This is a genomic window from Cupriavidus sp. CuC1 (assembly GCF_044627735.1).
Classification (GTDB): domain Bacteria; phylum Pseudomonadota; class Gammaproteobacteria; order Burkholderiales; family Burkholderiaceae; genus Cupriavidus; species Cupriavidus ulmosensis.
The window spans coordinates 1-22,800 of sequence record NZ_JBIUHC010000027.1 but is presented as its reverse complement, the minus strand read 5'-3'; the positions used below and the strand labels follow the sequence as shown (position 1 = coordinate 22,800).

The window sequence follows — 22,800 nt, the reverse complement described above, 5'->3', positions numbered from 1 at the left end:
ATCAAACAATAAAACCGGCACGCAACGCTTCGATGCGCTGCTCGGAATAGCCGAGTTCGGCCAGGATCGCCTGCGTGTCGCAGCCCTGCTCGGGCGCCGGACGGGCCTGGGCTTCGCGCGGATGGCGCGACAGCCGAATCGGCTGGCCGACCAGCGAGATGTCGCCGAGTTCCGGATGCGCCATCGGCCACGCCATGGCCAGGTGCCGGACCTGCGGGTCGGCAAAGACCTGATCGATGTTGTGGATCGGCCCGCAAGGCACGCCGGCCTTGAGCAGGCGCTCGGTCCATTGCGCGGTGGTCCGGCCCAGCAAGGCCTCGCCGATGGCGGCATTGACGCGCGCGCGGTTCTGTACCCGCTCCGGATCCGTTCCCAGGCCGGGCTCGGTCACCAGGTGCGAAACCTCCAGTGCCTCGCACAGCCGCGTCCACATGGTCTGCCCGATCGCTGCGATGTTGAGGTAGCCGTCCTTGGTGGCGAACACGCCGGTCGGCACGGTCAGCGGATGCTCGTTGCCGCTCTGCACCGGGACCTTCTTGTCGATCAGCCATTGCGCGGCCTGGAAGTCGAGCATGGCAATCTGCGCTTCCAGCAACGAGGTCTGCACCCACTGGCCCTCACCGGATGCTTCGCGCTCCAGCAGTGCCGTGAGGATCCCCATTGCGCAGAAGTGCCCCGCACACAGATCGGCAATCGGTATGCCAACCCGCATCGGTCCCTCCCCTGGCTTGCCGGTCACGCTCATCAGGCCACCCATGCCCTGGGCAATCGAGTCGAAGCCCGGCCAGCGCGCATAGGGACCATCCTGCCCAAAGCCGGAGATGCTGGCGTAGACCAGGCGCGGGTTGATCTCGCGCAGCGCCTCGGGGCCGATACCCAGGCGGTCCTTGACGTCGGGGCGGAAGTTCTCGATGAACACATCGGCGCGCCGGACCAGCTCGTGCAGGATCGCCAGCCCCTCGGGCGACTTCATATTGAGGGTCAGGCTTTCCTTGTTGCGATGCAGGTTTTCGTAATCGGCGCGGTTATGATCGCGCCCGCCGATCATGTCGTCGCCACCCGGCGCGCCGGGCGGGATCTCGAGCTTGATCACGCGCGCGCCCATGTCCGCGAACACTCGCACGGCAGTCGGGCCGGCGCGCACACGCGAGGTGTCGATAACGGTGAACCGGGACAACGCGCCTTTGCGCTCGGACTTGTCCTGCATGGATATCTCCTTCATGGACGTTTCTCTCAGGCAGGGGTGAACATGGGAACGGCGTGTCCGCCTTCGCTTGGCTTGAACACCACCTTGACGCGCTGGCCGATGGTGACAAGCGCAGGATCGCAATCGACCAGGTTGCTCATCAGCGTGACGCCTTCATCCAGGGTCACGAAGGCCAGTGTGTAGGCTGCCTCGCCGCGGCCCATGGTGCTGAACGAATACACCGTGCCGGTGCCGGCCGCGCCGGTCCATTCGGTCCGCTCGCTCAGGCAGTGGGGGCAGATGTCCCGCGGGTAGAAATGCGTCTCGCCACAGTCAGCGCAGGTCTTGACCAGCAAACGGCCATCGTCGGCCGCGTTCCAGAACGGCAGGCTCTCGGGCAGCGCGCGCGGCGCCGGAATTTTGCGCGGGCCGGATGGCGCGGCTGGCGCTGCAGCGGACTTGACAGCCGGCGTGGCCTGGGATGTGTTCATCGTAGTCATACCCTTTCCAGAATGAGCGTGGCCGCGGTATGGCGCGAGGCGAGCGCACCGCCAATGCCGCTGGCAATCGCCAGGTCGCAGTGCTTCACCTGCACGGCGGGATGCGCCTCGCCGCGCAATTGCCGAACCGCCTCGATTACCTTGGTGACACCGCCCCGGTTGGCCGGATGGTTGTTGCACAGCCCGCCGCCATCCGTATTGAAGGGAAGCCGTCCCACCCCGGCAATGAGACCGCCATCCGCGACAAACCTGCCGCCCTCGCCCTTCTTGCAAAAGCCCAGGTCTTCAAGCTGCATCAGCACCGTGATGGTGAAACTATCGTAAAGGGAGGCGTACTTGATGTCGGCTGGCGTGACGCCGGCTTCGGCAAATGCAGCCGGGCCTGACCAGGCAGCTGCCGACCATGTCAGGTCGATCTTGCCGCCCATTGCATGCTTGGGCGCTTCGCCGGTGCCGCGCACCTTGACCAGCGGGCGTTTGAGGTGCTTCGCGATCTCGGGCCGCGCCACGATCAAGGCGCCGCCGCCATCGCTCATCACACAGCAATCGAGCCGGTGCAGCGGGTCCGAGATCATCGGCGAGTTCACTACGTCTTCCACCGTCACCACGTTGCGCAGCATGGCGTGCGGATTGTGCTGGGCGTGATGGGACGCCGCCACCTTGATCCACGCCAATTGCTCGCTGGTGGTACCGAACTCGTACATATGGCGCTTGGCAACCATGCCGTAGAGGTTCTGCGTGGCCGGGCCGAAGGGCAGCTCGAAGGCAAGCTCCGGCGCGTCGGGATCGGGCGCTCTCAACGACAGCGCGGCACCGGCGGCGCGTGGCCTGCCTGCCAGCGTAATCAGCGCTACATTGCAACGGCCAGCAGCGATGGCTTGCGCCGCGTGCGCAACATGCAGGATGGGCGCCGAGCCGCCGCACTCCGTGGAGTCGACGTGCCGCACCTTGAGCCCAAGGTACTCGACCATTGTCGTGGTGCCCAGGCCTGGTGCATCGCCAGCGCAGAAATAGCCATCGATGTCGCTCTTGCTCAGGCCGGCGTCTTCCAGCGCGCCCTTGGCGACGTCCGCGTGCAGCCGTACAACCGACAGTTCATCGGCCTTGCGAGTGGGATGCTCGTACGCCCCCACGATATAAGCGCTTCCGTTCAGACTCATGGCGTTCTTGAAATGTAGGTGGGAAAGCAGGCGCGGGATGCGTCACTGCTCGGGGGTGAAGCCGCTAGCCTTGATCACTGGTCCCCAGTAGGCCAGTTCCTTGCGCTGGAGCTGGTCGAGCTCGGCGGCCGAATGGAAGTCCGGGTTCAAGGCGGCCTTGCTCATCAGGATGCTACGTACCTCGGGCAACGCCAGCACCTGCTTTAGCGCGGCCTGCATGCGCTCGATCTCGGCCTTGGGGGTTTTGCCCGGCGCCCAGACGCCGGCCCAGGCATCGCCTGTCGCAACCTTGACACCCTGCTCCATGACGGTCGGCACATCCGGCATGACGGGTGAGCGCTTGTCGCCGAACACGCCGATCACCCTGACCTGGCCGCCGCCCTGATGCTGCGCGATGTCGCCCGCGGTCATCACGGCAGCCGGCAGCTGGCCGCCGAGCAGGTCGGTGGCCAAGGGGCCGTTGCCGCGGTACGGCACGACATTGAGCTGCAACCCGGCGGCCTTGGCGAACTGCAGTCCGGTGAAGTGGGTCTGGCCGCCGAGCCCCGCTGTGCCGAACACGCCCTCCTTCGGATGGCTCTTGACCCAGTCCACGTACTCTTTGACGTTGGTGGCGCCGGTCCTGCTGCTGACGGCGAGCGCCAACGGATACGACACCACCACGGCCACGGGCGCCAGGTCCTTCAGCAGGTCGTACTTGAGCACCGACGGTGGATAGAGCAGGCTCGGGAAGATGCTGGTGGCGTTGGGCGCGACCATATAGGTGAGCCCGTCCGGCGCACTGTTCTTCAGCACCTCGGTGGCCATCCGGCCACCGGCGCCCGGCCTGTTCTCGACGATCACCGTCTGGCCCAGCACGCTGTGCAGCTTGTCGGCGAGCACACGCGCCACGGTGTCCGTAGAGCCGCCGGGCGCGAAGCCTACCAGCAGGCGAATGGGAAGCTTGCTCTGGGCCTGGGCGCCAAACGCCAGTCCCAGGGCCATTACGCAGAACGTAGTCTTGATGGATCGGATGAAAGCCATGTCTTGTCTCCTGTCTGTCGTCTTTTTCGGGAAACGCTCGGCTCTACGGCCGTTGCGCAAACCTTTGCAGATGATGCGACGCGTCGCCGAAGAGCTGGTTGATGACCAGCAGACGCTTGGCGTAGTGGCCAGCGCGGCATTCGTCGGTCATACCCATTGCACCGTGCAGCTGGATTGCCCATTGGCCCACCTGGCGCCCGGCCTGGCCGATCACGACCTTGGCGGCAGACACCAGCCGGCGCCGCCGCGCGGGGTCGCCCCCATCCACTGCCATGGCGGCGGCGCAAGCCATCGATTTGCTCTGTTCGAGCGCGATCAGCATGTCGGCCACGCGGTGCTGGAGCACCTGGAACTTGGCCAGCGTCGTGCCGAACTGCTTGCGCGTCTTCAGGTGCTCGGCAGTGAGATCGATCAGCGCTTCCAGCGCACCGGCCGCTTCGGCGCACAACACGGCGCTGGCGCGGTCGGTGGCGGCTTCGATCAGCGGCAACGCGCGGCCAGCCTCGCCAAGCATGGCATCGCTGCCGACCTCCACGCCATCCAGCACGACATGGGCGGCCTGGCGGCCATCCAGCGTGGCGAAACCACGTACCGCTACGCCGGGGGTTTTCGCGTCCACCAGGAATAACGTCAGTCCGTCGTCATCGGCCACGTCTCCCGCAGTACGCGCAACCACGATGAAGGCATCGGCGCCGCCGCCTTCGAGCACCAGCGTCTTGCGCCCCTCGATGCGCCAGCCATCGGCGCTCGCCTGTGCCCGGGTGCGCACCCGCGACAAGGCGTAGCGCGAGTCGGGCTCACTGGCGGCGAGCGCCAGCTTGCACTTGCCGGATGCCACCGCCGGCAACCATCGGCTGCGCTGCTGCGCCGTACCCGCCTGGTCCAGCAACTGCCCGGCCAGCACCACGCTCGACAGCCAGGCACCGCCGCCGAGGCACCGCCCCAGTTCCTGCGCCACCAGCATCAGTTCGACCGCGCCCTGGCCGCTGCCGCCGAATTCGCTGTCGAAAGGCAGGCCCAGCAGGCCCAGCTCGGCCATGCTGGCCCAGCGCTGGGCGCCAAGCTCCGGCGCTTCCGGATTGCCGCGCTGGTGCGCGGGGTATTCGCCATCGCAAAAGCGGCGCACCGCGTCTTGCAAGGCGATATGGTGGTCGGTAAAGGAGAAATCCATGGTCCGGTTCTGGTTCAGGCCGCGAGAAAGGCCTTGCTGATGAGGTTGCGCTGCACTTCGTTGACGCCGCCATAGATCGACAGCTTGCGCGAATCGAGATAATTCGCCGCCAGCGCCGCCACCGAGGGCGGACTGGCTGCATCGCCCGGCGTGCTTTGCTCGTAGCCTGGCGCACCAAGCAGCGCCGCTTCGTCAAAGGGCACGGCATGCGGCCCCGCCACCTCGACCAACAGTTCATAGATCGCCTGGCGCAGTTCGGTGCCGCGCACCTTCAGCATGGATGCCTCCACGCTTGGCACCCGGCTGCGCTGGTTGGCCCCGAGCATGCGCAGCGCGGTGTACTCCAGCGCCATCAACTCGATCTCGAACTGCGCGAGACGAGACTGCAGCAGTGCGTCGTCGCCCAGGCCCTGCTCATCGGCGAGTACGCGAGCACGCGCAAGCTGCTGCTTGCACGAGCCGATGCCGGCGATGCCGGTGCGCTCATGGCCGAGCAAGTATTTGCCGTAGGACCAGCCTTTGTTGACTTCGCCCACCAGGTTCTCGACCGGCACCCGCACATTGTCGAGATAGCACTCATTGAGGTCGGTGCCGCCTTCAAGCATGCGGATCGGCCGCACTTCGACGCCGGGCGAAGCCATGTCGATCAGCACGAATGAAATGCCCTCTTGCGGCTTGGCCGCATTCGGGTCGGTGCGCACCAGCGCGAACATCATCGAGCACCAGTGCGCGTATGAGGTCCAGACCTTGTGCCCGTTGACGATGAAATGCCTGCCGTCGGGCTCCAGCACCGCCGTGGTACGCACCGCCGCCAGGTCCGAGCCCGCACCCGGCTCCGAGAAGCCCTGGGCCCACCAGGTATTGCTGTGGCGAATGTCCGGCAGGTATTTGGCCTTCTGCTCCGGCGTACCGAATGCAATCAGCACCGGTCCCAGCATCTGGATGCCGCTGGCGATGATGCGCGGCGCACCGCCGAGCAGCGTCTCCTCATCGAAGATATAGCGCTGCAAGTGACTCCAGCCAGGGCCACCGTGCTCGACAGGCCAGCCAGGCGTGATCCAGCCGCGCGCCTCGAGAATGCGGAACCAGGTCACATAGTCGGCGTGCTCAAGCCGCAGCCCGAGCTCCACCTTGCGCTTGATGTCGGCCGGGAGCCGGGCCTTGACGAAGGCGCGGACTTCCTGCCGAAAGGCTTCGTCAGCGGCGGAAAATTCTAGTTGCATGGGTATTCCTCAGGCGGCGGGGTTGCAGACCACCAGCGCATCGAGCGCCAGCACGCGATCCGGATAGGCAACCAGCGGATTAATGTCGATCTCGGTAATCTGGGGACTGGCCCGCATCTGCTCGCCGACCAGCGCTACCACGCGCGCCACCGCCGGCACGTCTACCGCAGCCGCGCCGCGGATACCCTTTAGCAAGGACGCGGCTTTCAGGCGCCCGAGTTCCTCCACGATGTCGGCCTCGGCCATGTCGGCGGGAATCAGGCGCACATCCTTCAAAGCTTCGATCCACACGCCGCCCAGGCCAACCAGCACGACAGGCCCCCAGTCGGCGTCGCGCTTGGCGCCCACCACGAGTTCCAGCCCGCGCGCGCCCATCGCCTCGACCAGCACGCCATCGAGCTGCAAGTCGGGCCTGTGCGATGCCACGTTGGCGTGCAGTTCGTGCCAGCCCGCCCGCAACGCCGCCTCGTCGGCCAGGCCGACGATCACGCCGCCGACATCGCTCTTGTGCGGCAGCGCGCTGGCCTGCGCCTTGATCACAACCGGGTAGCCGATCCGCGCGGCGATGCACACCGCCTCGTCGGCGCTGCCAGCGAGCGCCCCCTCGGGCACCGCGATACCCGCGGCCGCCAGCCAGGCCTTGCCCTGGTATTCCGCAAACACACCCGACGGCGGCACGGGAGCCGGCAGCGGCAACGCGCGCGCCGCACCCTGGCTGGCACGCGCGGCACGCTGCAAGGCCTCGCCGTAAGCCGCCACGCGCGCCAGGGCGCGCAACGCGCGGTCAGGCGAGCGGAAGAAAGGCACGCCGCTGGCGCGGATCGCATCCACGAAGAACGGCTCGATCGGGCCATTGTCGCCGGTGATCACCAGCACCGCCGGCTTGGCCGCCTGCGCAATGGCCGGCAGGATATGCTCGGCTTTATCGCGCTGCGCCACCTCCGGGCCGGCCGGGATGCTCAGCACCATGCTGCCGATGTGCTCGTCGGCCAGCATGGCGAGCAGGATCTCGCCGATCAGCCCAGGCTGGCGTACGCCGATCGTGGTGTAGTCCAGCGGGTTCTCGGCTACCGCATAGCCCGGCAGCAGGCCGGTGAGGCGCTGCGTCGTCGCTGCAGTCAGGGCGGGCAGTTCCAGGCCAAGCCCGTCGCAGAAGTCCAGCGCAATATTCTTCATTGCGCCGGACCCGGTCATAAAAGCCGGCCCGCCGCTGGGCGGAACCGGGAAACGCAGCAAGATTGCCGCTGCGTCAAAGAGCTCATCCAGGGAATTCACCAGTACCACCGCCTCGCGCGCCAGTGCCACCGAGGCGGTGGCATGATCGCCGGCCAGCGCACCGGTGTGAGACTGCGCCGCCTCGCGCGCCCTTGCGCTCTTGCCCGGCATCAGCATCACGATGGGCTTGCCGACGGCGCGTGCCTGGCGCGCCAGTTGCAAGAAGAGCCGCGGCCGGCGCACCTGTTCCGCATAGACCGCGATGACGCGCGTCTGTGGATCAGCGATGTAGTACGCCAGCACGTCTTCGATACCGACCGAGGCCTCGTTGCCCGTCGAGACGGTCGCCGTCAACGGCAGGCCACGGCCCATCACAGCATCGCGCAGGTTGGCAGCCATGGCGCCGCTTTGCGCAACCACGCCGATGCCCGGGCGGCCGTTGCACGGATAGGACTGCACCGGCTCGAAGGTCACCGGCACGCCGGCCTCGAAGTTAGTGAAACCCATGCAGTTGGGTCCCAGCAGCAGCATCCCGGCATCACGCGCCACAGCGGCAAGCGCATCCTGCCTGGCCCGGCCTTCCTCGCCCGCTTCGGCATAGCCGGAGGCAAACAGCACTGCGGCATGCGTGTGGCGGGCGGCCAGTCCACGCACGGCCTCTAGCACACCGGCCTCCGGAATCGCCAGCACAGCCAGATCGATCCCCTCGGGCAACTCCCCCACCGTCTTCACGCAAGCCCGGCCGTTGATCTCGCTGCTGCTGCGGCTGACCAGGTGGATGGCGCCCGCATAGCCGAAGCGCTCCAGATTGGCCAACACGAAACCGCCGAAGGAACGCGGGTCTGCGGACGCGCCGACGATGGCGATCGATTGCGGCTTGAGGATACGGTCTACCGGCATGGCGGCGAGACCGGAAAGATCGCGGACTGATGCAGGACTGCGCATGGAAATAAGGCCTTTTGAGATGGGGTTCCGGACGCGACCAGGAAGGTCTCAACCGAGATGTTTGACCATTGTGGCATACCACAACATCGTTTTCAATACACCAGAAGCAACTATTGAAATCCATCTCTCAGTGATTTCCCTTAGTGATACTGGCTGGTAGCGATGCCTGGCCCGGCAGTCACCGAGTGATTTCAATCGATGGTGGCACAGATCCCGAAGATAGCGCGAAGGTCTTTGTTTATAAGGCATTTCCGGAGGAACCAGGATGGCTGTAGGTGCTCTCGGAAGTACTGGCAGCATGTCGATCAAGTGCTGTTTTCCACCCGCAACCCAGCAACAACCCAGCAGCAACTGCCTTTTTCCAGGCACCAGAAAAATATTCTGTTTGCATACCAGAAAACTATTGTTGTATATTTTTGGCAACCCTGGTCTATCGCCGGCCGTGACCTTCAACGTAAACCGCTGATGACTTCAACCTCCGTTCGCACCCGCCCTCTCCCCAGCGAGGGGATGGCCTTGTCCGCGGCAGCCGATCCAGCGCCGCGCACGGGCCTCGCCATAGACATTCGCGCCACGCTGGAGGAGGAAATCGAAAAGGGCATCCTGCCACCTGGCAGCGCGCTGGATGAGCGTGCGCTGGCGGTGCGCTTCGACGTGTCGCGCACGCCCGTTCGCGAAGCGTTGCAGCAGCTTGCGGCGCGCGAACTGGTCTGCATCGCGCCGCGTCAGTGTGCAACGGTGGCGCGGCTTTCGATCAGCAAAGTGCGGGCAATGCTCGAATACGTGGGGGAACTTGAGTCGCTGTGCGCCAGGCTGGCCGCCCGGCGAGCCGACGAAAGCCTGCACGCCGCGCTCGATGCGGGCATTCACCACTGCCGGCAAGCCGCGGAGACAGGCGGCCAGCAAGCGTATGCGGCCGCCAATGCCCTGTTCCACGAGGCAATTTACGCGGGCTGCCGCAATGCGTATCTGGCCGAGCATATCCGCCAGGCACGCAGGCGCCTGCAGCGCTACCGCACCCAGGATTTCCTGAACAGGAGCCAGATCGCCAGGTCCCTGAGCGATCACCAGGAGATCGCGCGCGCCATCCAGTCCGGTGACGAACTGCAGGCAGGCGCCGCGATGCTGTTGCACGTGCCCGCCGGTACCACCGGTTTTTCCGAGTTCCTGGCCACTGTGCCGATGAACTTCTTCGCAGGCGAAACCAGCACCGAAACTCCCTGACAGAGGCATTCCATGACACGTACGCTCCGCTCGCTCGATGTCCCCGGCCTGGCGCACAACGCGCCGATCCCGGTCGGCGCTCGCGTGGGCAACATCATCTGCTCCTCGGCGATTGCCGGCAAGGATCCCGCCACCGGCAGACTCCCGGCGGATGCCGCTGCGCAGGCGGAACTGGCTTTTTCGAACCTGCGGCGGCTGCTTGAAGTCGGGGGCGCGACCCTCGCCGACCTGGTCAAGCTCACCGTCTACGTGAAGGACAACAGCGTGCGCGAGGCGGTCAACGGTGAGTGGCTGCACTATTTCCCCGACCCCCTCGACCGTCCCGCGCGGCACATCGTCGTACACGACCTCCAGCACGGCATGTTGCTGCAACTTGAATGCATGGCCGTTGTGGCCAGCGAAACCAAAGGCTGAACCTCATGATCATCGATTCCCACGCGCATATCGTCATGCCTCCCGAAAGCTTCCGCTACATGGCGGAGCTGGTAGGAGGCCGTGCCAACCCGTCAACCACGCCGAAGGTGCCGGATGCTTCCGTGCGCAAGGTGGCCGAGGAACTGGTTCAGAGCATGGACAACGTCGGCACCGACGTGCAGTTCATTTCGCCGCGTCCCTACTTGCAGATGCACTCGGTCAAGCCCGGCCGCGTGACCGAGTTGTGGTCGCGCCATTGCAACGACCTGATCGCACGCTTCGTGGCGCTGTTCCCGGACCGTTTCCGCGGTGTCGCGGGATTGCCCCAATACATGAACGAATCGCCGGCGCTGCGTGCAGTGCCCGAGCTGGAACGCTGCGTCAAGGAACTCGGCTTTGTCGGCTGCCTGATCAACCCCGACCCGACCGAAGGCGAAGGCCCCACGCCTCCCGGCCTCGGTGATCCGTTCTGGTATCCGCTCTACGATGCCATGACCAAACTCGACGTACCGGGCCTGATCCACTCGGCCGGCAGCTGCAGCGCGCGCGAGTCCTATACCCTGAAGTTCATCAACGAAGAGAGCATTGCCATCGTCTCGCTGCTGGGCTCCAAGGTCTTTGACACATACCCGGGCCTGAAGATCGTCGTGGCACATGGCGGCGGCGCGATTCCCTACCAGATGGGACGTTTTCGCTCATGGTCGGTCCGCAAGGGCGATACGGTGAGCTTCGACGAACAGCTCAAGCGCTTGTACTTCGACACCTGCAACTATTCCAAGGAAGCCATTGAGCTGCTGCTCAAGGTAGCCGGCACCGACAACGTGCTGTTCGGCACGGAAAAGCCGGGCACCGGCAGCGCGCGCGATCCGGTCTCCGGACGCGATTATGACGACATGAAGCCGGTGATCGAGAGCATCGACTGGCTCAGCGAGCAAGAGCGCAGGAACATCTTCGAGTGCAATTGCACCCGCGTCTATTCGCGCGCTTTCCGCAAAGACGAGGAGTGCTGATCATGGCCATGACCCGCGAAGACAACGAACTGCTCACCCGCGTGGAAAACGGCGCGCCGATGGGCGAGATGATTCGCCAGCACTACTGGATCCCGGCTGTACCCTCGGCCAAGCTGGTGGCGGACGGCGCACCGGTGCGCGTGCGGCTGCTGGGCACCAACTACGTGGCGTTTCGCGCCACCGATGGCCATGTTGGCGTGCTCGACGAGCAGTGCCCGCACCGCAAGGCTTCCCTGCTGATGGGCCGCAACGAAGACAACGGCCTGCGTTGCATCTTTCACGGCTGGAAGCTCAATGCCAGCGGCGAGGTCATCGAAGCGCCGAACCACATGGGCGATCAGTCGCAGTTCTGCAAGCATGTGCGCGTCAACCGCTATAGCGTGGAGGAACGCGGCGGCATTGTCTGGGTGTGGCTGGGCAAAGGCGAACAGCCGCCCAAATTTCCCGACCTGCCGTTCACCCGCCTGCCGGAAGACCAGCGTTCGGTCACCAGCCAGGAAGTGCCGACCAACTGGGTGCAGGGCGTGGAAGCCTCGATGGACTCTTCACACGTCGGCGTGCTGCATGAATCCACCACGCAGATTACCGCCGGCGCGGGCAACGAGCGCCTGCACATGACCCAGGCGCTGGCGCCGCGGCTGGAATTCGAAGACATGCCGTACGGCTACCGCTACGCCGCCGTGCGCGCCCTGCCCGACGACAAGATGTACGCGCGCGTCAACAACTTCGTCATGCCGTGGTACGGCATCATCTGCGCGCCCGATGCCAAGGGCCCCGGCACGGTGTTCTTCTCCACGCCGGTGGACGATGTCACGCACCGCGCGTGGTTCGTGCATTTCAACCCGCACCGGCCACTAGGCATGACCGTGATGTCCGCCACCCCAGATGTGTGGGGGTTCCCGCCGCTCCCGCCGGGAGGGCCCGAGAACAACTGGGGCCAGAACCGCGAACTGATGAAGCGCGGCCATGCCACCGGTTTCCCGCAACACCTGGGTACCGAAGACTTCGCCATGTTTATCGGCCAGGGACCCATCGTGGACCGCACCACCGAACAGCTCTGCTCGGCCGACGGCGCGGTACTGCGCGTGCGGCAGGCTCTTCTCAAGTCCGTGCGCGAGTTCACGGCGGGCAAGACGCCGACGCTGGCCGACAACCCAGATCTCGACTACGCCAAGGCGGCGTCCGTCGGTGGCGTGCTGCCGGCAGGCAGCGACTGGCGCACGCTGACGCAAACGCCCTGAGCCATCCGCACCGTCACAAGAAAATACGGAGACAAGCATGACAAGCTACCGCCGACGCCGGCTCCTGCTGGCGGCGTGCGCGGGCCTCGCCGCGCCTGCCGCAGCGTACGCCGGCATGCAGGGAAAGCCCGTGATCCGCATCCTGCTAGGGCTGCCGCCCGGCGGCGGCACCGACGCGATCGCCCGTTACTTCGCCGATTGGCTGCCGCAGATCCTGGAACAGCCGGTCATCATCGAAAGCCATGTCGGCGTTGGCGGCCGTCTCGCCGCGGACGTGCTGATGGCGGCGAAGCCGGACGGCCTCACCTACATGATCGCACCCAATGCAACGCCGACCTTCCAGACACTGGTCTTCGGGCCGCAGCTCAGGTGGAAGCTCTGGCGCGACTTTGCTCCGGTGGCCGGCCTGGTCTCTTACCCATTGGGGATGGCAGTACGGATGGATACGGGCGTCAGCAATGCGCGCGAATTCGTGGATTGGGTCAGGAAGCATCCCGACAGCGCCGTCTTCGGCACGCCGGGCCTGGGCGGCATGAACCACTTTCTCGGGATGCAGTTCGCCAGGGCGGCTGGCATCGCGCTGTCGGTGGCGCCCTACAAGGGCACGCCGCCCCTGATCAACGACCTGGTGGGAGGCCACGTACCCGCGGCCGTGACGTTGCTGGACGACATGCTGAAGTACCACCGCACCGGCAAGGTGCGGATGATCGGCATTTTCAGCGCGAAGCGCTCGCCTCTGGCCCCGGATATCCCGACCATGGCCGAGCAAGGCATCAACGTGACCTCCGGCGACGGCTGGACCGCAATGTGGGCGCCAGCCGGAACCCCGGGGGCCGAGCTCGAACGGATGCAGCAGGCGTTGCGCAAGATTCTGTCCATGCCGCAAACCACCGAGTTCCTGATGAAGCGCCTGGCGGTAGTGCCGGACTTTATCGATGCCCAGGATATGGCCCGCAGGCAACGCGCCGAGCTCGCGGCCTGGGAACCCATCATCAAGGCGTCCGGCTTCAAACCGGAGTAGCCAATCGCCCGCAGGAACACGCCAATGCTTAGTGAGGACAAGAATCGTCAGCTGACCCAAGTGGGGCCGGACACGCCAATGGGCGAAGTGTTGAGGCGACACTGGCACCCGATCGCCGGCATCGACGAACTGGACCGCAACCCCATCAAGCCGGTGCGCCTGATGGGCGAGGACCTGGTGCTCTACAAGGACCTGAGCGGCACCTACGGCCTGGTTGACCGGCATTGCGCGCACCGCCGCGCCGACCTGGCCTACGGCTACGTCGAGCAATGCGGGCTGCGCTGCAACTACCACGGCTGGCAATACGACCAGCAGGGCCGCTGCGTCGACCAGCCCTTCGAGCAAATGGCCGATCCGCATGGCAGGCTGAAGGCGCGCGTGCGCCTCAAGGCCTACCAGGTCCAGGCCAAGGCCGGCATGCTATGGGCCTATATGGGTCCACAGCCGGCACCACTGCTGCCGGACTGGGAGCCGTTCAGCTGGCGCAACGGCTTCGTCCAGGTGGTCTTTGCCGAGGTGCCCTGCAACTGGCTGCAAGCACAAGAGAACTCAATCGATCCGGTGCACTTCGAGTGGATGCACGCCAACTGGGGCCGCCGGCTCCGCGGCGATTCCGCAGGCTACGCGCCACGGCACCTGCGGCTCGATTTCGAGGAATTCGAGCACGGCTTCCTCTACAAACGCATCAGCGAAGACACGGACGAGCACCATCCGCTATGGACCATCGGCCGCGTCTGCCTATGGCCCAACGGGTTCTTTCTTGGCGACCACTTCGAATGGCGTGTTCCCGTCGACGACGAGAACATGCTGAGCGTGACCTGGTCCTTCATCCGCGTGCCACGCGAGGCCGAGCCCTACGAGCAAGCCGTGATCCCTTCGTGGACCAGTCCGATCCGCGACGCGCGCACCGGCCGATGGATCTCAAGCCATGTCATTAACCAGGACATCATCGCCTGGGTCGGCCAGGGCCGTGTCACCGACCGCAGCCAGGAGAACCTCGGCTCCAGCGACCGCGGCATCGCCATGATCCGCCGCCGCCTGTTCGACGATATCGACGCCGTGGCGCAGGGCCGGGATCCCAAGGGGCTGATCCGCGATCCGCAGGCCAACCATCGCGTGATGCTGCCCTGCGACTCGCGCGCCTTCTTCCTGGAGGGCCTGGCGCTGGAGCAGTACGCCAACCATCCGAAGTGGAACAAGCTGTTGTTCCACTTCATTTTCCACGCCGGCCAGCCGGACGAGGTCAAGCGCGCCTACGAGGCAGCCACGGGCGTGAAGCTCAAGGACATTGACGTGGTCGAGATCTAGCCAGAGCCATCCGCCACGAACCCACGCAGGCCCAACCCCGGGAGACACCCATGAGCATTACCGAGACACTGCAAGTCAGGGTCAAATCCATTACCTGGGAAGCGGAAGGCATCCTCAGCTACGAACTCTGGCCGGTAGCCCCGCACAAGGAACTCCCGCCGTTCGAAGCCGGGGCGCACATCGACGTGCATCTGCCCAACGGCTTGATCCGCAACTATTCCCTGTTCAACTCGCCGCAAGAACGGCATCGCTACCTGATCGGCGTCAACAAGGACCCGCAGAGCCGCGGCGGCTCGCGCTATCTGCACGAAGTGCTGCGCCCGGGCGACACCCTGACCGTCAGTGCGCCGCGCAACAACTTCCCGCTCGAGGAAGCGGCCGCGTCGAGCGTCTTCATTGCCGGCGGCATCGGCATCACGCCGGTCCTCGGCATGATCCGCCGCCTGCAGACGCTGGGCCGGCCGTGGCAGCTCTTCTACGCGGCACGCACACGCAAGAATGCCGCCTTCGTCGAGACCCTGCAGGCACTGCGGGACGATTCCGGGGCCACGCTCCAGCTCAGCTTCGACCGCGAGCCCGGCGGCAGCATGCTCGACATCGCCGCCATCACCGACGCGCTGCCGGCCGGCGCCCATGTCTACTGCTGCGGCCCGATGCCCATGCTGGACGCCTTCGAGCAAGCCACCGCAGGCCTGCCGCCCGAGCGAGTGCACAGGGAATATTTCGCTGCGCGCGAGAGCGCCGCCACCGCAGGCGGCTTCACGGTCGAACTGGCGCGCAGCGGCCGCAGCATCGAGATAGCCAGCGGACAGACCATTCTCGACTGTCTGCTCAATGCCGGCATCGAGCCGCCCTACTCGTGCCAGGAGGGTATTTGCGGCACCTGCGAGGTGCGCGTGCTCGCAGGGCTGCCAGACCACCGCGACCTGGTGCTCAGCGAAGCGGAGAAGGCGTCGAATCAACGCATGATGATCTGCTGTTCAGGCGCGAAGGGCAGCAAGCTGGTGCTGGATCTCTAGTCCTGCAGAACCTACGAAACCCCGATTTCCCTACTCAATGGAATGACAGATATGAGCGCCGAACTCGTTACCTACGAACTCGAAGGCCCGGTCGCACTGATCGGCCTGAACCGTCCCGACAAGCGCAACGCCATCAATGAAGAGGTGATTTGCGCCCTGCGCGATGCCGTCGTACGCGCCGGCGAAGAAGCCGACGTCGGCGTGCTGTTCGGACATGGCAGCAACTTCTGCGCAGGCCTGGACCTGAAGGAAGCCCTGGCACGCGCGGCCGGCGAGGCTGTGCGCCCGCGCAAACGCCGGCGCCATTCATGGCATGAGGTGTTCGACATCATTGCCCGCGGCCCCATCCCGTTCGTTGCTGCGCTGCATGGCGCCGTGGTGGGCGGCGGCCTCGAACTGGCCACGGCGGCGCATATCCGCGTGGCGGACGACTCGGCGTTCTTCGGACTGCCCGAAGGCCAGCGCGGCATCTTCGTCGGCGGAGGCGGCACGGTCCGCGTACAACGGGTGGTCGGCTACACCGTCATGGCCGACATGATGCTGACCGGCCGCCTGCTAACGGCAGCCGAAGGCGAGCGCGAGCATATCGTGCGCTACGTTGTGCCGACCGGCAATGCACTCGATAAGGCGCGTGAGCTGGCAGCGACGATCGCGCGGAATACACCGGACACCAACTGGCGGATCACCAACGTATTGCCGCGCATCAACGACCTGTCGCACGACGACGGCCTGTTCATGGAGTACCTGAACTCCAACATGGCGCGCTCCCCGGAGACCGCCGAGCGTCTGCGCGAATTCGTCGAAGGGCGGGCCAAGCCGCTCGTCGCCCCCGGAACCCAACTGGACTGAATATGACCATGACCGCTATGTCTCCTGACGACGCCCGCGCACAGCCCGACACACAAGCGGAGCGCGATGCCGCTGCAGCCCATATCCGCTTCGCCGAGGCCGAAGCGGCGAAGATTCCCGACATCCCTGCCAACCTGCCGCTGCGCCCGATCGGCAGCGTGGCCGTGATCGGCGCCGGAACCATGGGCGGCGGCATCGCCATGGCGCTCGCCAACATCGGCATTCCGGTGACCCTGATCGATAGCGGCCAGGAAGCCCTGGATGGCGGCCTGCGCCGGGTGCGCGACAACTACACTGGCAGCGTTTCGCGCGGTCGGCTGGAACGGTCTGAAATGGACCGGCGCATCGCCCTGATCAGCGGCTCGATCGACATGGCACAAGCAAGGCACGCGGACCTCGTGATCGAAGCCGTCTTCGAGGACCTGGCGCTCAAACAGCAAATATTCCGCCAACTAGACACCATCGCCAAACCGGGGGCTATCCTCGCCACCAACACCTCCGGGCTGGATGTCGACGCGATTGCCGCGGTCACGCAAAGGCATCAGGACGTCGTAGGCGCCCATTTCTTCAGTCCGGCGCATGTCATGCGCCTGCTGGAAGTCGTGCGCGCGCAGCGAACCGCCCCGGACGTCATCGCCACGCTGATGGAACTCGGCCGGCGCATGGGCAAGATCTCCGTGCTCGCGCGCATCTATCCCGGCTTTATCGGCAATGCGCTGTTCCGCAACTACACGCGCGAAGCGCACTTCCTGCTCGAAGAAGGCGCACTACCCCACGAGGTCGACCAGGCCCTGACACGCTTCGGCTATGCCATGGGCATCTTCGCCGTGCACGACATGGCCGGCAACGATGTTGGCTACCAGACCCGCAAGGCCCAGATGGCGACGCGGCCCAATGATCGGCGCTGGAACGACCTGATCATGAAGCTGACGGAGATGGGACGGCTCGGGCAAAAGAGTGGAGCCGGCTGGTACCGATACGAGCCGGGCAGCCGCACGCCGCTGCGCGATCCGGTGGTCGAAGACTTCATCGTTCGCGAGTCGGCCCGGCTGGGGATCGCGCGCCAGCCGATTTCCGAGGAGGAGATCATCAAACGCTGCCTTTACGGCATGATCAATGAAGGCGCGAGACTCCTCGAGCAAGGCATCGCGCTGCGCCCAAGCGATATCGACATCGTATACGTCACAGGCTATGGCTTCCCGGCTCACCACGGCGGGCCAATGTACTACGCCGACCGCATCGGGCTGGCCAAGGTCTACGCGGACATCAAGCGCTTCCACGAGCAGCATGGCTTCTGGTGGCAGCCTGCTCCCCTGCTCGAGCGCCTGGCACGAGAGAACGGGCGTTTTGCCGATCTACAAATACGCACCTGAGAACAAGACGGCATGGCCGGCGCCATAGGCGCGCGGCGGGCAGGCCGTGAACTCGGCACGCCTGGCTTGCTCCACCGCCTGATGAGGCGCAGATCCGACCCGGGCTTGCGTCCGGGTCGCGCGCCAAAGCGCGTGCGCATTGCATGCCCTGCTGCCGCGCCCACCGCATTTCTCAGGCCTCGCTCGTACAAAACCAGCGATTTCGTATTCATATAACAACATTAACGTATACCACTAACGTCCACATACATACCAATGTGCAATTATGGAATCCGGCGGCGCAAATTCGCCAATACGGAAACCAGAGCGCAACCTGGATCAACACGGAGGAGAAGGTTCATGAAGAAAAGTATCGTCGGCGTTGGATGCGCCATCGCAAGCATGGCGGCATTTGCCCAGTCATCGGTCACCCTGTATGGGGTCGTTGATGCCAATATCGAGTACACCAATCACAACCTGGGCAGCGGTGCCAACGGCCATTCGAAGGTAGCGCTGAATTCGGGAGGACTGTCCCCGAGCCGCTGGGGCTTGCGTGGCGCCGAAGATCTCGGCGGCGGAAACAAAGCGATCTTTGCCCTGGAAAGTGGCTTCAACATCGACACAGGCACATCCGGGCAGGGCGGCCTGCTGTTCGGACGCCAGGCATGGGTGGGGCTTGCGTCCGGCAGCCATCAACTGACGCTCGGGCGGCAATACACGTCGCTCTTCCTGATCATGGCGAACTACTCGCCCACCGCATATGCCACGCTGTACGAGCCAGTGACGCAAATTGCCGGTGGGTCGCTTCGAGAAAACAATATGGTGAAGTACCATGGCAGTTTCGGCCCGCTGACGACCGAAGCGCACTGGAGCTTCGGCGAGCAACCCGGTTCGACGCAAGGCTCGGCCGGCTATGGCGCGGGCGCTGATTACTCGTTTGGATCAGGCGGCATCGCCGTCGCCTACGACAATGTGAACGGCCCCGCGACCGGTGGCAACTACACGCGAGCCCAGAAGGCAGCCGTCGGCGTGCGTTACCAGATCACACCGAAATTGCTCGCCCAAGCCGCCTACCGTTACGGCAAGAACGGCGCAACGGCCGCCGGCACGGTCGCGCGCGATGATATCTGGTGGCTTGGCTTGAACTACCAGGCAACACAAGCACTGGTATTGACGGGCGTGGTGTATTACGACAACTTGCGCTCCCTGCGCACGGCGACTGGCAGCACTAACCCAAGCAATCCGTGGCAGCTCACGCTCGTCGCGGACTATTCCCTGTCCAAGCGCACCGACGTTTACCTGAGCACCGCATACACGAAGAACGCCGCGCTGAACTTCGAGAACTTCAACGGTGCCATTGCTGCGTACCAGCTTGCCGCCAATGAGCACAATCAGATCGGGGTTGCCATCGGCATGCGGCATAAGTTCTAAGCGCAGCTCCGGCGGCCTGCCGGAGCGAGTTTTCGGCCGATGCCCGCCCCCACCCCTTGGGGGCATGCGAAATCAGCTAACAGTGGCGCGGCTCAGGCCGCGTCTGGCCCTGGGCTTGGCGTCGCCTTCCTCGGAGGTACCGCCACCCCTCGGCCGCTTGGTGCCGGATGTTGCCGCGGAGGGCGAACCACCCTGCCCCACCTCGTTTTCGAGGTAACTCGCCGGCAGCGTCGAGAGAAACTCGGAAAATCCGGTGGTTCCCACCGGCGCATGCTGGAGCATGGCGTCATGCGCCGCGATCTCGTCGCCATGGAGAATCGCATCAGCCAGTTTCTGATGGTCTTGCAATGCTTTCTGCCGTTGCGCCGGCGTCAGGAAAATCTTTGGCCGATAGCGCTGCATCAGACGCCGGATGCCGTGAATCTGCTGGGCAAGGTATTCGTTGTGGCTGCCGGAATAGATCAGGTCATGGAACGCAGCATTGGCCTCGGCAAATCGTTTCCCATTGTTATCGTTGGACGCCTCGACGCACTGCGCCATGCTCGTCTCGAGCAACGACCGCTGCTCGTCGTCCATCCGCCGCGCCGCAAGTTTGGCAGCGACGGCCTCGAGTTCGCCAAGCAACTCGAGCGTTTCACGCAGTTGCGTGACCGACAGCCGTGACACGAAGACGCCGACGCGGGGAGCGATGCGCACGAGATTCTGTACCGCAAGCTGCTGCAAGGCCTCGCGCACCGGCGTACGGGAGACACCAAAGCGCTCAGCCAGCGTGCGCTCGTCCAGCAGCGCCCCCGGCGGTAGCTTACCGCTCTCGATCTCTGCCTCGATGGCAGCCTTGATCTCGGCGGCCATACTCTGTTTTGGTTGTAGTGTCATAGGGAATATTGGTAAGCGAAGACTACAGGAAATCTCATACTGCACGAACCAGACAACGCATTCTGCACAGCTCATGCGTTCGAAAGGCCAAATCCCCATCTAAGTATACCAAATGATACCATTGGCATTCCAACGGTTGATCTGTGGGTGCTGCATAGTACTTCGCGCACCTCTATCTTCACCGGTGGTACCGCTCTGCCGATCGCCGACAAGGAACGGCCCTTGTCGCGGCGCCCTGCACCTGGTGTTCAAGGAAGTGTTCGCGATGGCGGCCGAACGTCTGCTTGCACGCGGCCCCGATTGGGAAGGCCAACTGACGTGCTGGCCAGCGCGTCAGCGCACTGGTTGCGTCACACCGCCGGCAGCCACATGACCGATCAGCAGCTCGACCTGCGCTTTGGGCGGGACAATTTCGGGCACGCCTCCATCTCGACCACCAGCGGCTACCTGCATACGGAGGACGACGTCCGCCATCAGGCTACCGGGAACGCCCACCGGATTGGATGGTCGTGAGAGCGTTGGCGGCTGACGCACCGATGCCGATACGAGACGGCAACTCGCCACGCTGCTCCGTCCGCCCTACTATAGTGATCAGGGAAGGAAGCGGCTGTAAGGCTGCACGCGTCAAAGCGCATCTGATGAGGGATCGCGCCATGTGGACTGACTCAGCGGCACGGGAAGTTGTGATCCCGGCCGGGAACGTGTACCTGCAGGGCATACTCACACTGCCGCCGGGTGCCGGCTCCTTGGTATTGTTTGCGCATGGTAGCGGCAGTTCCCGACATAGCCCGCGGAACAAGTACGTGGCCGCCGAACTCAATCGAAGCGGCATGGGAACGCTGCTGATGGACCTCCTATTGCCGCAGGAGGACAGCATCCCGGCCACCCGTTTCGACGTTGATCTACTGGCTGAGCGGCTAGTGCAGGCGACAAAGTGGGTGGCACAGCAGCAGGCGATACCGCTGCCGTTGGGCTATTTTGGGGCAAGCATTGGCGCCGCCGCGGCAATCCGTGCCGCGAGCACGTCGCCAATCCAAATCCACGCTATCGTCTCACGAGGTGGCAGAGTCGATTTGGCGGGTCGTGACGCTCTCGCAAAGTTGCTTGCGCCTACCTTGTTGATCATTGGAGGGCTCGATTCAAGCGTGATCGAACGAAATGAGTCGGCATTTGCCTTGCTTATATGCCAAAAGGAACTTGACATTGTGCCTGGTGCCACCCACTTGTTCGAAGAGCCCGGTGCACTGGAAACGGTCGCTCGGCTGGCGACCCAATGGTTTGAGCGCCATCTTGCCAAGGCATAGAGCAACCAGCCATGCCGGCGCGGCGTACCCGGAATGCCTAGCGAAGCCCTGCCCTGGCATGGGGCAATCCTGGTCTGCGCGTACTCCTGCCATTATTCGCGCCTAGTCGCGAGGCGTGCCCGAAGTCGATCCGCACGAAGCGTCGGTATGACTCCGGTCCGAAACTCCCGCGAAATAGTCGAGTAGCGCAAGGGAATCGCACCCTCACGCCCTCACAGAACCGGACGTGAACCTCTCGATTCATCCGGCTCCTATCGTCCAACCGTGGTCTCCACGGCCCAGTGCGCAAAGAGGCCCGGCTGCCGAGACTTGACGTCTCGTAGCCATGCCGCTGCACGCAGCTTACGACCGCGGAGATGTTTGTACTTCCGTTGCGCCCAGCGGACCAGTGCGGCATCGAGCACAAGCAGTACCCGCCCCAGCGCAGACCGATAGAATCGACCGTAGTAGTGAATCCAACCAAGCAACGTCGGACGCGTTCGGTCAGCCAACTCAGTCAAACTCAAGTCATAGCGGTGCAACACACTGCGGCGACGCAACTCTTGTCGCATCGCTTTTGCAGCCTTGTTACTGACTGCAGGCACGAAGCCAACCGACAGCTTACCCACCCGACTTCTGACACTTCGCGGTCTGAACGTATAGCCCAGGAAGTCGAACTGACATAGCGGATAGCTTGCATGCCTGTTGGCCTGCTTGCAATACACGATCTTGGTCTTCTCTGGATGCAAATCCAGCTTGCATTCGGCCAGCCGCGTCTCTAGCCCCTGCTTGAGCAGCCGCGCCTGCGCTTCGCTCTTGCAATGACAGATGACATCATCGGCATAACGCGCGAATGGCACGTCCGGGTGATATTTCTGCATCCACCGGTCGAACGCATAGTGGAGGAACAGGTTAGCCAGCACCGGACTGACGACACCGCCTTGCGGCGTGCCCTTGTCCGGATACTCCACGGCCCCGTCAGGCATTTGCACGGGTGCCTTGAGCCAGCGCTCGATATACAGCAGCACCCACCCGCAGTCCGTGTGACAGCGCACCGCGCGCATCATGAGTTCCCAATCGATACTACCGAAGAAATTCTTGATGTCGAGGTCAAGCACCCATTCGTACTCCCAGCATCGCTGCCGGGTGACGTTGAGCGCCTGATGCGCCGATCGTCCGGGACGATACCCGTATGAGTCACCGTGAAACACCGGTTCCACGAGCGGCTCCAGATATCGCTTGACCACCGTCTGAGCGATGCGATCGGAGATCGTGGGGACGGTCAGCGCGAACTGCACAAGCGCTCAATGAGCATTTGGGATGGGCTGAGATCCGCCATCCGTTTCATC

General features: G+C 64.4%; 20 protein-coding genes and 1 pseudogene. 12 read left to right on the top strand and 9 right to left on the bottom strand.

What is annotated here, in order from left to right; genetic code table 11:
• Position 1 precedes the first annotated feature (1 nt).
• From ACGLHR_RS14210 to ACGLHR_RS14180, 7 genes are read right to left on the bottom strand one after another with little or no spacing between them, the layout of a single operon-like run.
• Complete coding sequence (locus ACGLHR_RS14210; RefSeq protein ID WP_400094589.1) at positions 2-1,207, bottom strand: CaiB/BaiF CoA transferase family protein; 1,206 nt, start codon at positions 1,205-1,207, stop codon at positions 2-4.
• 26 nt (positions 1,208-1,233) lie between these two features.
• A complete protein-coding gene (locus ACGLHR_RS14205; protein WP_400094658.1) occupies positions 1,234-1,677 on the bottom strand; it encodes a Zn-ribbon domain-containing OB-fold protein in 444 nt (147 codons plus the stop codon).
• A 5-nt stretch (positions 1,678-1,682) separates the two neighbouring features.
• Positions 1,683-2,846 carry a thiolase domain-containing protein gene (locus ACGLHR_RS14200; RefSeq protein ID WP_400094588.1) on the bottom strand — a complete coding sequence of 388 codons (1,164 nt, stop codon included), beginning with the start codon at positions 2,844-2,846 and terminating at the stop codon, positions 1,683-1,685.
• Between the two features lie 42 nt (positions 2,847-2,888).
• Complete coding sequence (locus ACGLHR_RS14195) at positions 2,889-3,869, bottom strand: tripartite tricarboxylate transporter substrate-binding protein (RefSeq protein WP_400094587.1); 981 nt, start codon at positions 3,867-3,869, stop codon at positions 2,889-2,891.
• Between the two features lie 43 nt (positions 3,870-3,912).
• Complete coding sequence (locus ACGLHR_RS14190) at positions 3,913-5,040, bottom strand: acyl-CoA dehydrogenase family protein (RefSeq protein ID WP_400094586.1); 1,128 nt, start codon at positions 5,038-5,040, stop codon at positions 3,913-3,915.
• Between the two features lie 14 nt (positions 5,041-5,054).
• Positions 5,055-6,263, bottom strand: coding sequence for an acyl-CoA dehydrogenase family protein (locus ACGLHR_RS14185; RefSeq protein ID WP_400094584.1), 1,209 nt, complete (start codon positions 6,261-6,263; stop codon positions 5,055-5,057).
• A 9-nt stretch (positions 6,264-6,272) separates the two neighbouring features.
• Positions 6,273-8,378, bottom strand: coding sequence for an acetate--CoA ligase family protein (locus tag ACGLHR_RS14180; RefSeq protein ID WP_400094582.1), 2,106 nt, complete (start codon positions 8,376-8,378; stop codon positions 6,273-6,275).
• Between the two features lie 354 nt (positions 8,379-8,732).
• Here ACGLHR_RS14180 and ACGLHR_RS14175 point away from each other — a divergent pair, with 354 nt between their 5' ends.
• From ACGLHR_RS14175 to ACGLHR_RS14130, 10 genes are all read left to right on the top strand, one after another.
• Positions 8,733-9,647, top strand: coding sequence for a GntR family transcriptional regulator (locus ACGLHR_RS14175; RefSeq protein WP_400094580.1), 915 nt, complete (start codon positions 8,733-8,735; stop codon positions 9,645-9,647).
• A gap of 12 nt (positions 9,648-9,659) precedes the next feature.
• Complete coding sequence (locus ACGLHR_RS14170) at positions 9,660-10,061, top strand: RidA family protein (RefSeq protein ID WP_400094579.1); 402 nt, start codon at positions 9,660-9,662, stop codon at positions 10,059-10,061.
• Positions 10,062-10,066: 5 nt separating this feature from the next.
• A complete protein-coding gene (locus ACGLHR_RS14165) occupies positions 10,067-11,071 on the top strand; it encodes an amidohydrolase family protein (protein WP_400094578.1) in 1,005 nt (334 codons plus the stop codon).
• 2 nt (positions 11,072-11,073) lie between these two features.
• Positions 11,074-12,312, top strand: a complete 1,239-nt coding sequence (locus ACGLHR_RS14160; protein ID WP_400094576.1) for a Rieske 2Fe-2S domain-containing protein — start codon at positions 11,074-11,076, stop codon at positions 12,310-12,312.
• A gap of 37 nt (positions 12,313-12,349) precedes the next feature.
• Complete coding sequence (locus ACGLHR_RS14155) at positions 12,350-13,333, top strand: tripartite tricarboxylate transporter substrate-binding protein (RefSeq protein WP_400094575.1); 984 nt, start codon at positions 12,350-12,352, stop codon at positions 13,331-13,333.
• Between the two features lie 24 nt (positions 13,334-13,357).
• Positions 13,358-14,641, top strand: coding sequence for a Rieske 2Fe-2S domain-containing protein (locus ACGLHR_RS14150; RefSeq protein WP_400094574.1), 1,284 nt, complete (start codon positions 13,358-13,360; stop codon positions 14,639-14,641).
• A 50-nt stretch (positions 14,642-14,691) separates the two neighbouring features.
• Entirely contained in the window at positions 14,692-15,660 is a 969-nt protein-coding gene (locus ACGLHR_RS14145) for a PDR/VanB family oxidoreductase (RefSeq protein WP_400094573.1), read from the top strand.
• Between the two features lie 51 nt (positions 15,661-15,711).
• A complete protein-coding gene (locus ACGLHR_RS14140) occupies positions 15,712-16,509 on the top strand; it encodes a crotonase/enoyl-CoA hydratase family protein (protein WP_400094571.1) in 798 nt (265 codons plus the stop codon).
• Positions 16,510-16,511: 2 nt separating this feature from the next.
• Positions 16,512-17,882 (top strand): 3-hydroxyacyl-CoA dehydrogenase NAD-binding domain-containing protein, encoded by a 1,371-nt coding sequence (locus ACGLHR_RS14135; RefSeq protein WP_400094570.1) that lies wholly within the window; start codon positions 16,512-16,514, stop codon positions 17,880-17,882.
• 339 nt (positions 17,883-18,221) lie between these two features.
• Complete coding sequence (locus tag ACGLHR_RS14130) at positions 18,222-19,292, top strand: porin (RefSeq protein ID WP_400094569.1); 1,071 nt, start codon at positions 18,222-18,224, stop codon at positions 19,290-19,292.
• Between the two features lie 72 nt (positions 19,293-19,364).
• Here the strand turns inward: ACGLHR_RS14130 and ACGLHR_RS14125 are convergent, their stop codons facing one another.
• The gene (locus ACGLHR_RS14125) at positions 19,365-20,144 is read right to left on the bottom strand and encodes a GntR family transcriptional regulator (protein ID WP_400094567.1); all 780 of its coding nucleotides are present in this window, start codon (positions 20,142-20,144) and stop codon (positions 19,365-19,367) included.
• A gap of 247 nt (positions 20,145-20,391) precedes the next feature.
• On the opposite strand from ACGLHR_RS14125, the pseudogene ACGLHR_RS14120 reads away from it, so the two are divergent.
• Together ACGLHR_RS14120 and ACGLHR_RS14115 are read left to right on the top strand one after the other, a co-directional pair.
• Positions 20,392-20,681 (top strand): annotated as a pseudogene (locus ACGLHR_RS14120) (tyrosine-type recombinase/integrase); the annotation flags it as partial.
• A 140-nt stretch (positions 20,682-20,821) separates the two neighbouring features.
• Complete coding sequence (locus ACGLHR_RS14115; protein WP_400094566.1) at positions 20,822-21,472, top strand: dienelactone hydrolase family protein; 651 nt, start codon at positions 20,822-20,824, stop codon at positions 21,470-21,472.
• A gap of 251 nt (positions 21,473-21,723) precedes the next feature.
• Here ACGLHR_RS14115 and ltrA read toward each other — a convergent pair whose 3' ends face one another.
• Entirely contained in the window at positions 21,724-22,749 is a 1,026-nt protein-coding gene (gene ltrA, locus ACGLHR_RS14110) for a group II intron reverse transcriptase/maturase (RefSeq protein ID WP_400094564.1), read from the bottom strand.
• Positions 22,750-22,800 lie beyond the last annotated feature (51 nt).

Excerpts from the sequence above, each read along its gene's own strand:
- ACGLHR_RS14135 (WP_400094570.1), top strand. The coding sequence starts at position 16,512 with ATGACCATGACCGCTATGTCTCCTGACGACGCCCGCGCACAGCCCGAC.
- ACGLHR_RS14170 (WP_400094579.1), top strand. The coding sequence starts at position 9,660 with ATGACACGTACGCTCCGCTCGCTCGATGTCCCCGGCCTGGCGCACAAC.
- ACGLHR_RS14145 (WP_400094573.1), top strand. The coding sequence starts at position 14,692 with ATGAGCATTACCGAGACACTGCAAGTCAGGGTCAAATCCATTACCTGG.
- ACGLHR_RS14115 (WP_400094566.1), top strand. The coding sequence starts at position 20,822 with ATGTGGACTGACTCAGCGGCACGGGAAGTTGTGATCCCGGCCGGGAAC.
- ACGLHR_RS14200 (WP_400094588.1), bottom strand. The coding sequence starts at position 2,846 with ATGAGTCTGAACGGAAGCGCTTATATCGTGGGGGCGTACGAGCATCCC.
- ACGLHR_RS14195 (WP_400094587.1), bottom strand. The coding sequence starts at position 3,869 with ATGGCTTTCATCCGATCCATCAAGACTACGTTCTGCGTAATGGCCCTG.
- ACGLHR_RS14190 (WP_400094586.1), bottom strand. The coding sequence starts at position 5,040 with ATGGATTTCTCCTTTACCGACCACCATATCGCCTTGCAAGACGCGGTG.
- ACGLHR_RS14205 (WP_400094658.1), bottom strand. The coding sequence starts at position 1,677 with ATGAACACATCCCAGGCCACGCCGGCTGTCAAGTCCGCTGCAGCGCCA.
- ACGLHR_RS14160 (WP_400094576.1), top strand. The coding sequence starts at position 11,074 with ATGGCCATGACCCGCGAAGACAACGAACTGCTCACCCGCGTGGAAAAC.
- ACGLHR_RS14155 (WP_400094575.1), top strand. The coding sequence starts at position 12,350 with ATGACAAGCTACCGCCGACGCCGGCTCCTGCTGGCGGCGTGCGCGGGC.
- ACGLHR_RS14210 (WP_400094589.1), bottom strand. The coding sequence starts at position 1,207 with ATGCAGGACAAGTCCGAGCGCAAAGGCGCGTTGTCCCGGTTCACCGTT.
- ACGLHR_RS14140 (WP_400094571.1), top strand. The coding sequence starts at position 15,712 with ATGAGCGCCGAACTCGTTACCTACGAACTCGAAGGCCCGGTCGCACTG.
- ACGLHR_RS14150 (WP_400094574.1), top strand. The coding sequence starts at position 13,358 with ATGCTTAGTGAGGACAAGAATCGTCAGCTGACCCAAGTGGGGCCGGAC.
- ACGLHR_RS14130 (WP_400094569.1), top strand. The coding sequence starts at position 18,222 with ATGAAGAAAAGTATCGTCGGCGTTGGATGCGCCATCGCAAGCATGGCG.
- ACGLHR_RS14165 (WP_400094578.1), top strand. The coding sequence starts at position 10,067 with ATGATCATCGATTCCCACGCGCATATCGTCATGCCTCCCGAAAGCTTC.
- ACGLHR_RS14125 (WP_400094567.1), bottom strand. The coding sequence starts at position 20,144 with ATGGCCGCCGAGATCAAGGCTGCCATCGAGGCAGAGATCGAGAGCGGT.
- ACGLHR_RS14180 (WP_400094582.1), bottom strand. The coding sequence starts at position 8,378 with ATGCCGGTAGACCGTATCCTCAAGCCGCAATCGATCGCCATCGTCGGC.
- ACGLHR_RS14185 (WP_400094584.1), bottom strand. The coding sequence starts at position 6,263 with ATGCAACTAGAATTTTCCGCCGCTGACGAAGCCTTTCGGCAGGAAGTC.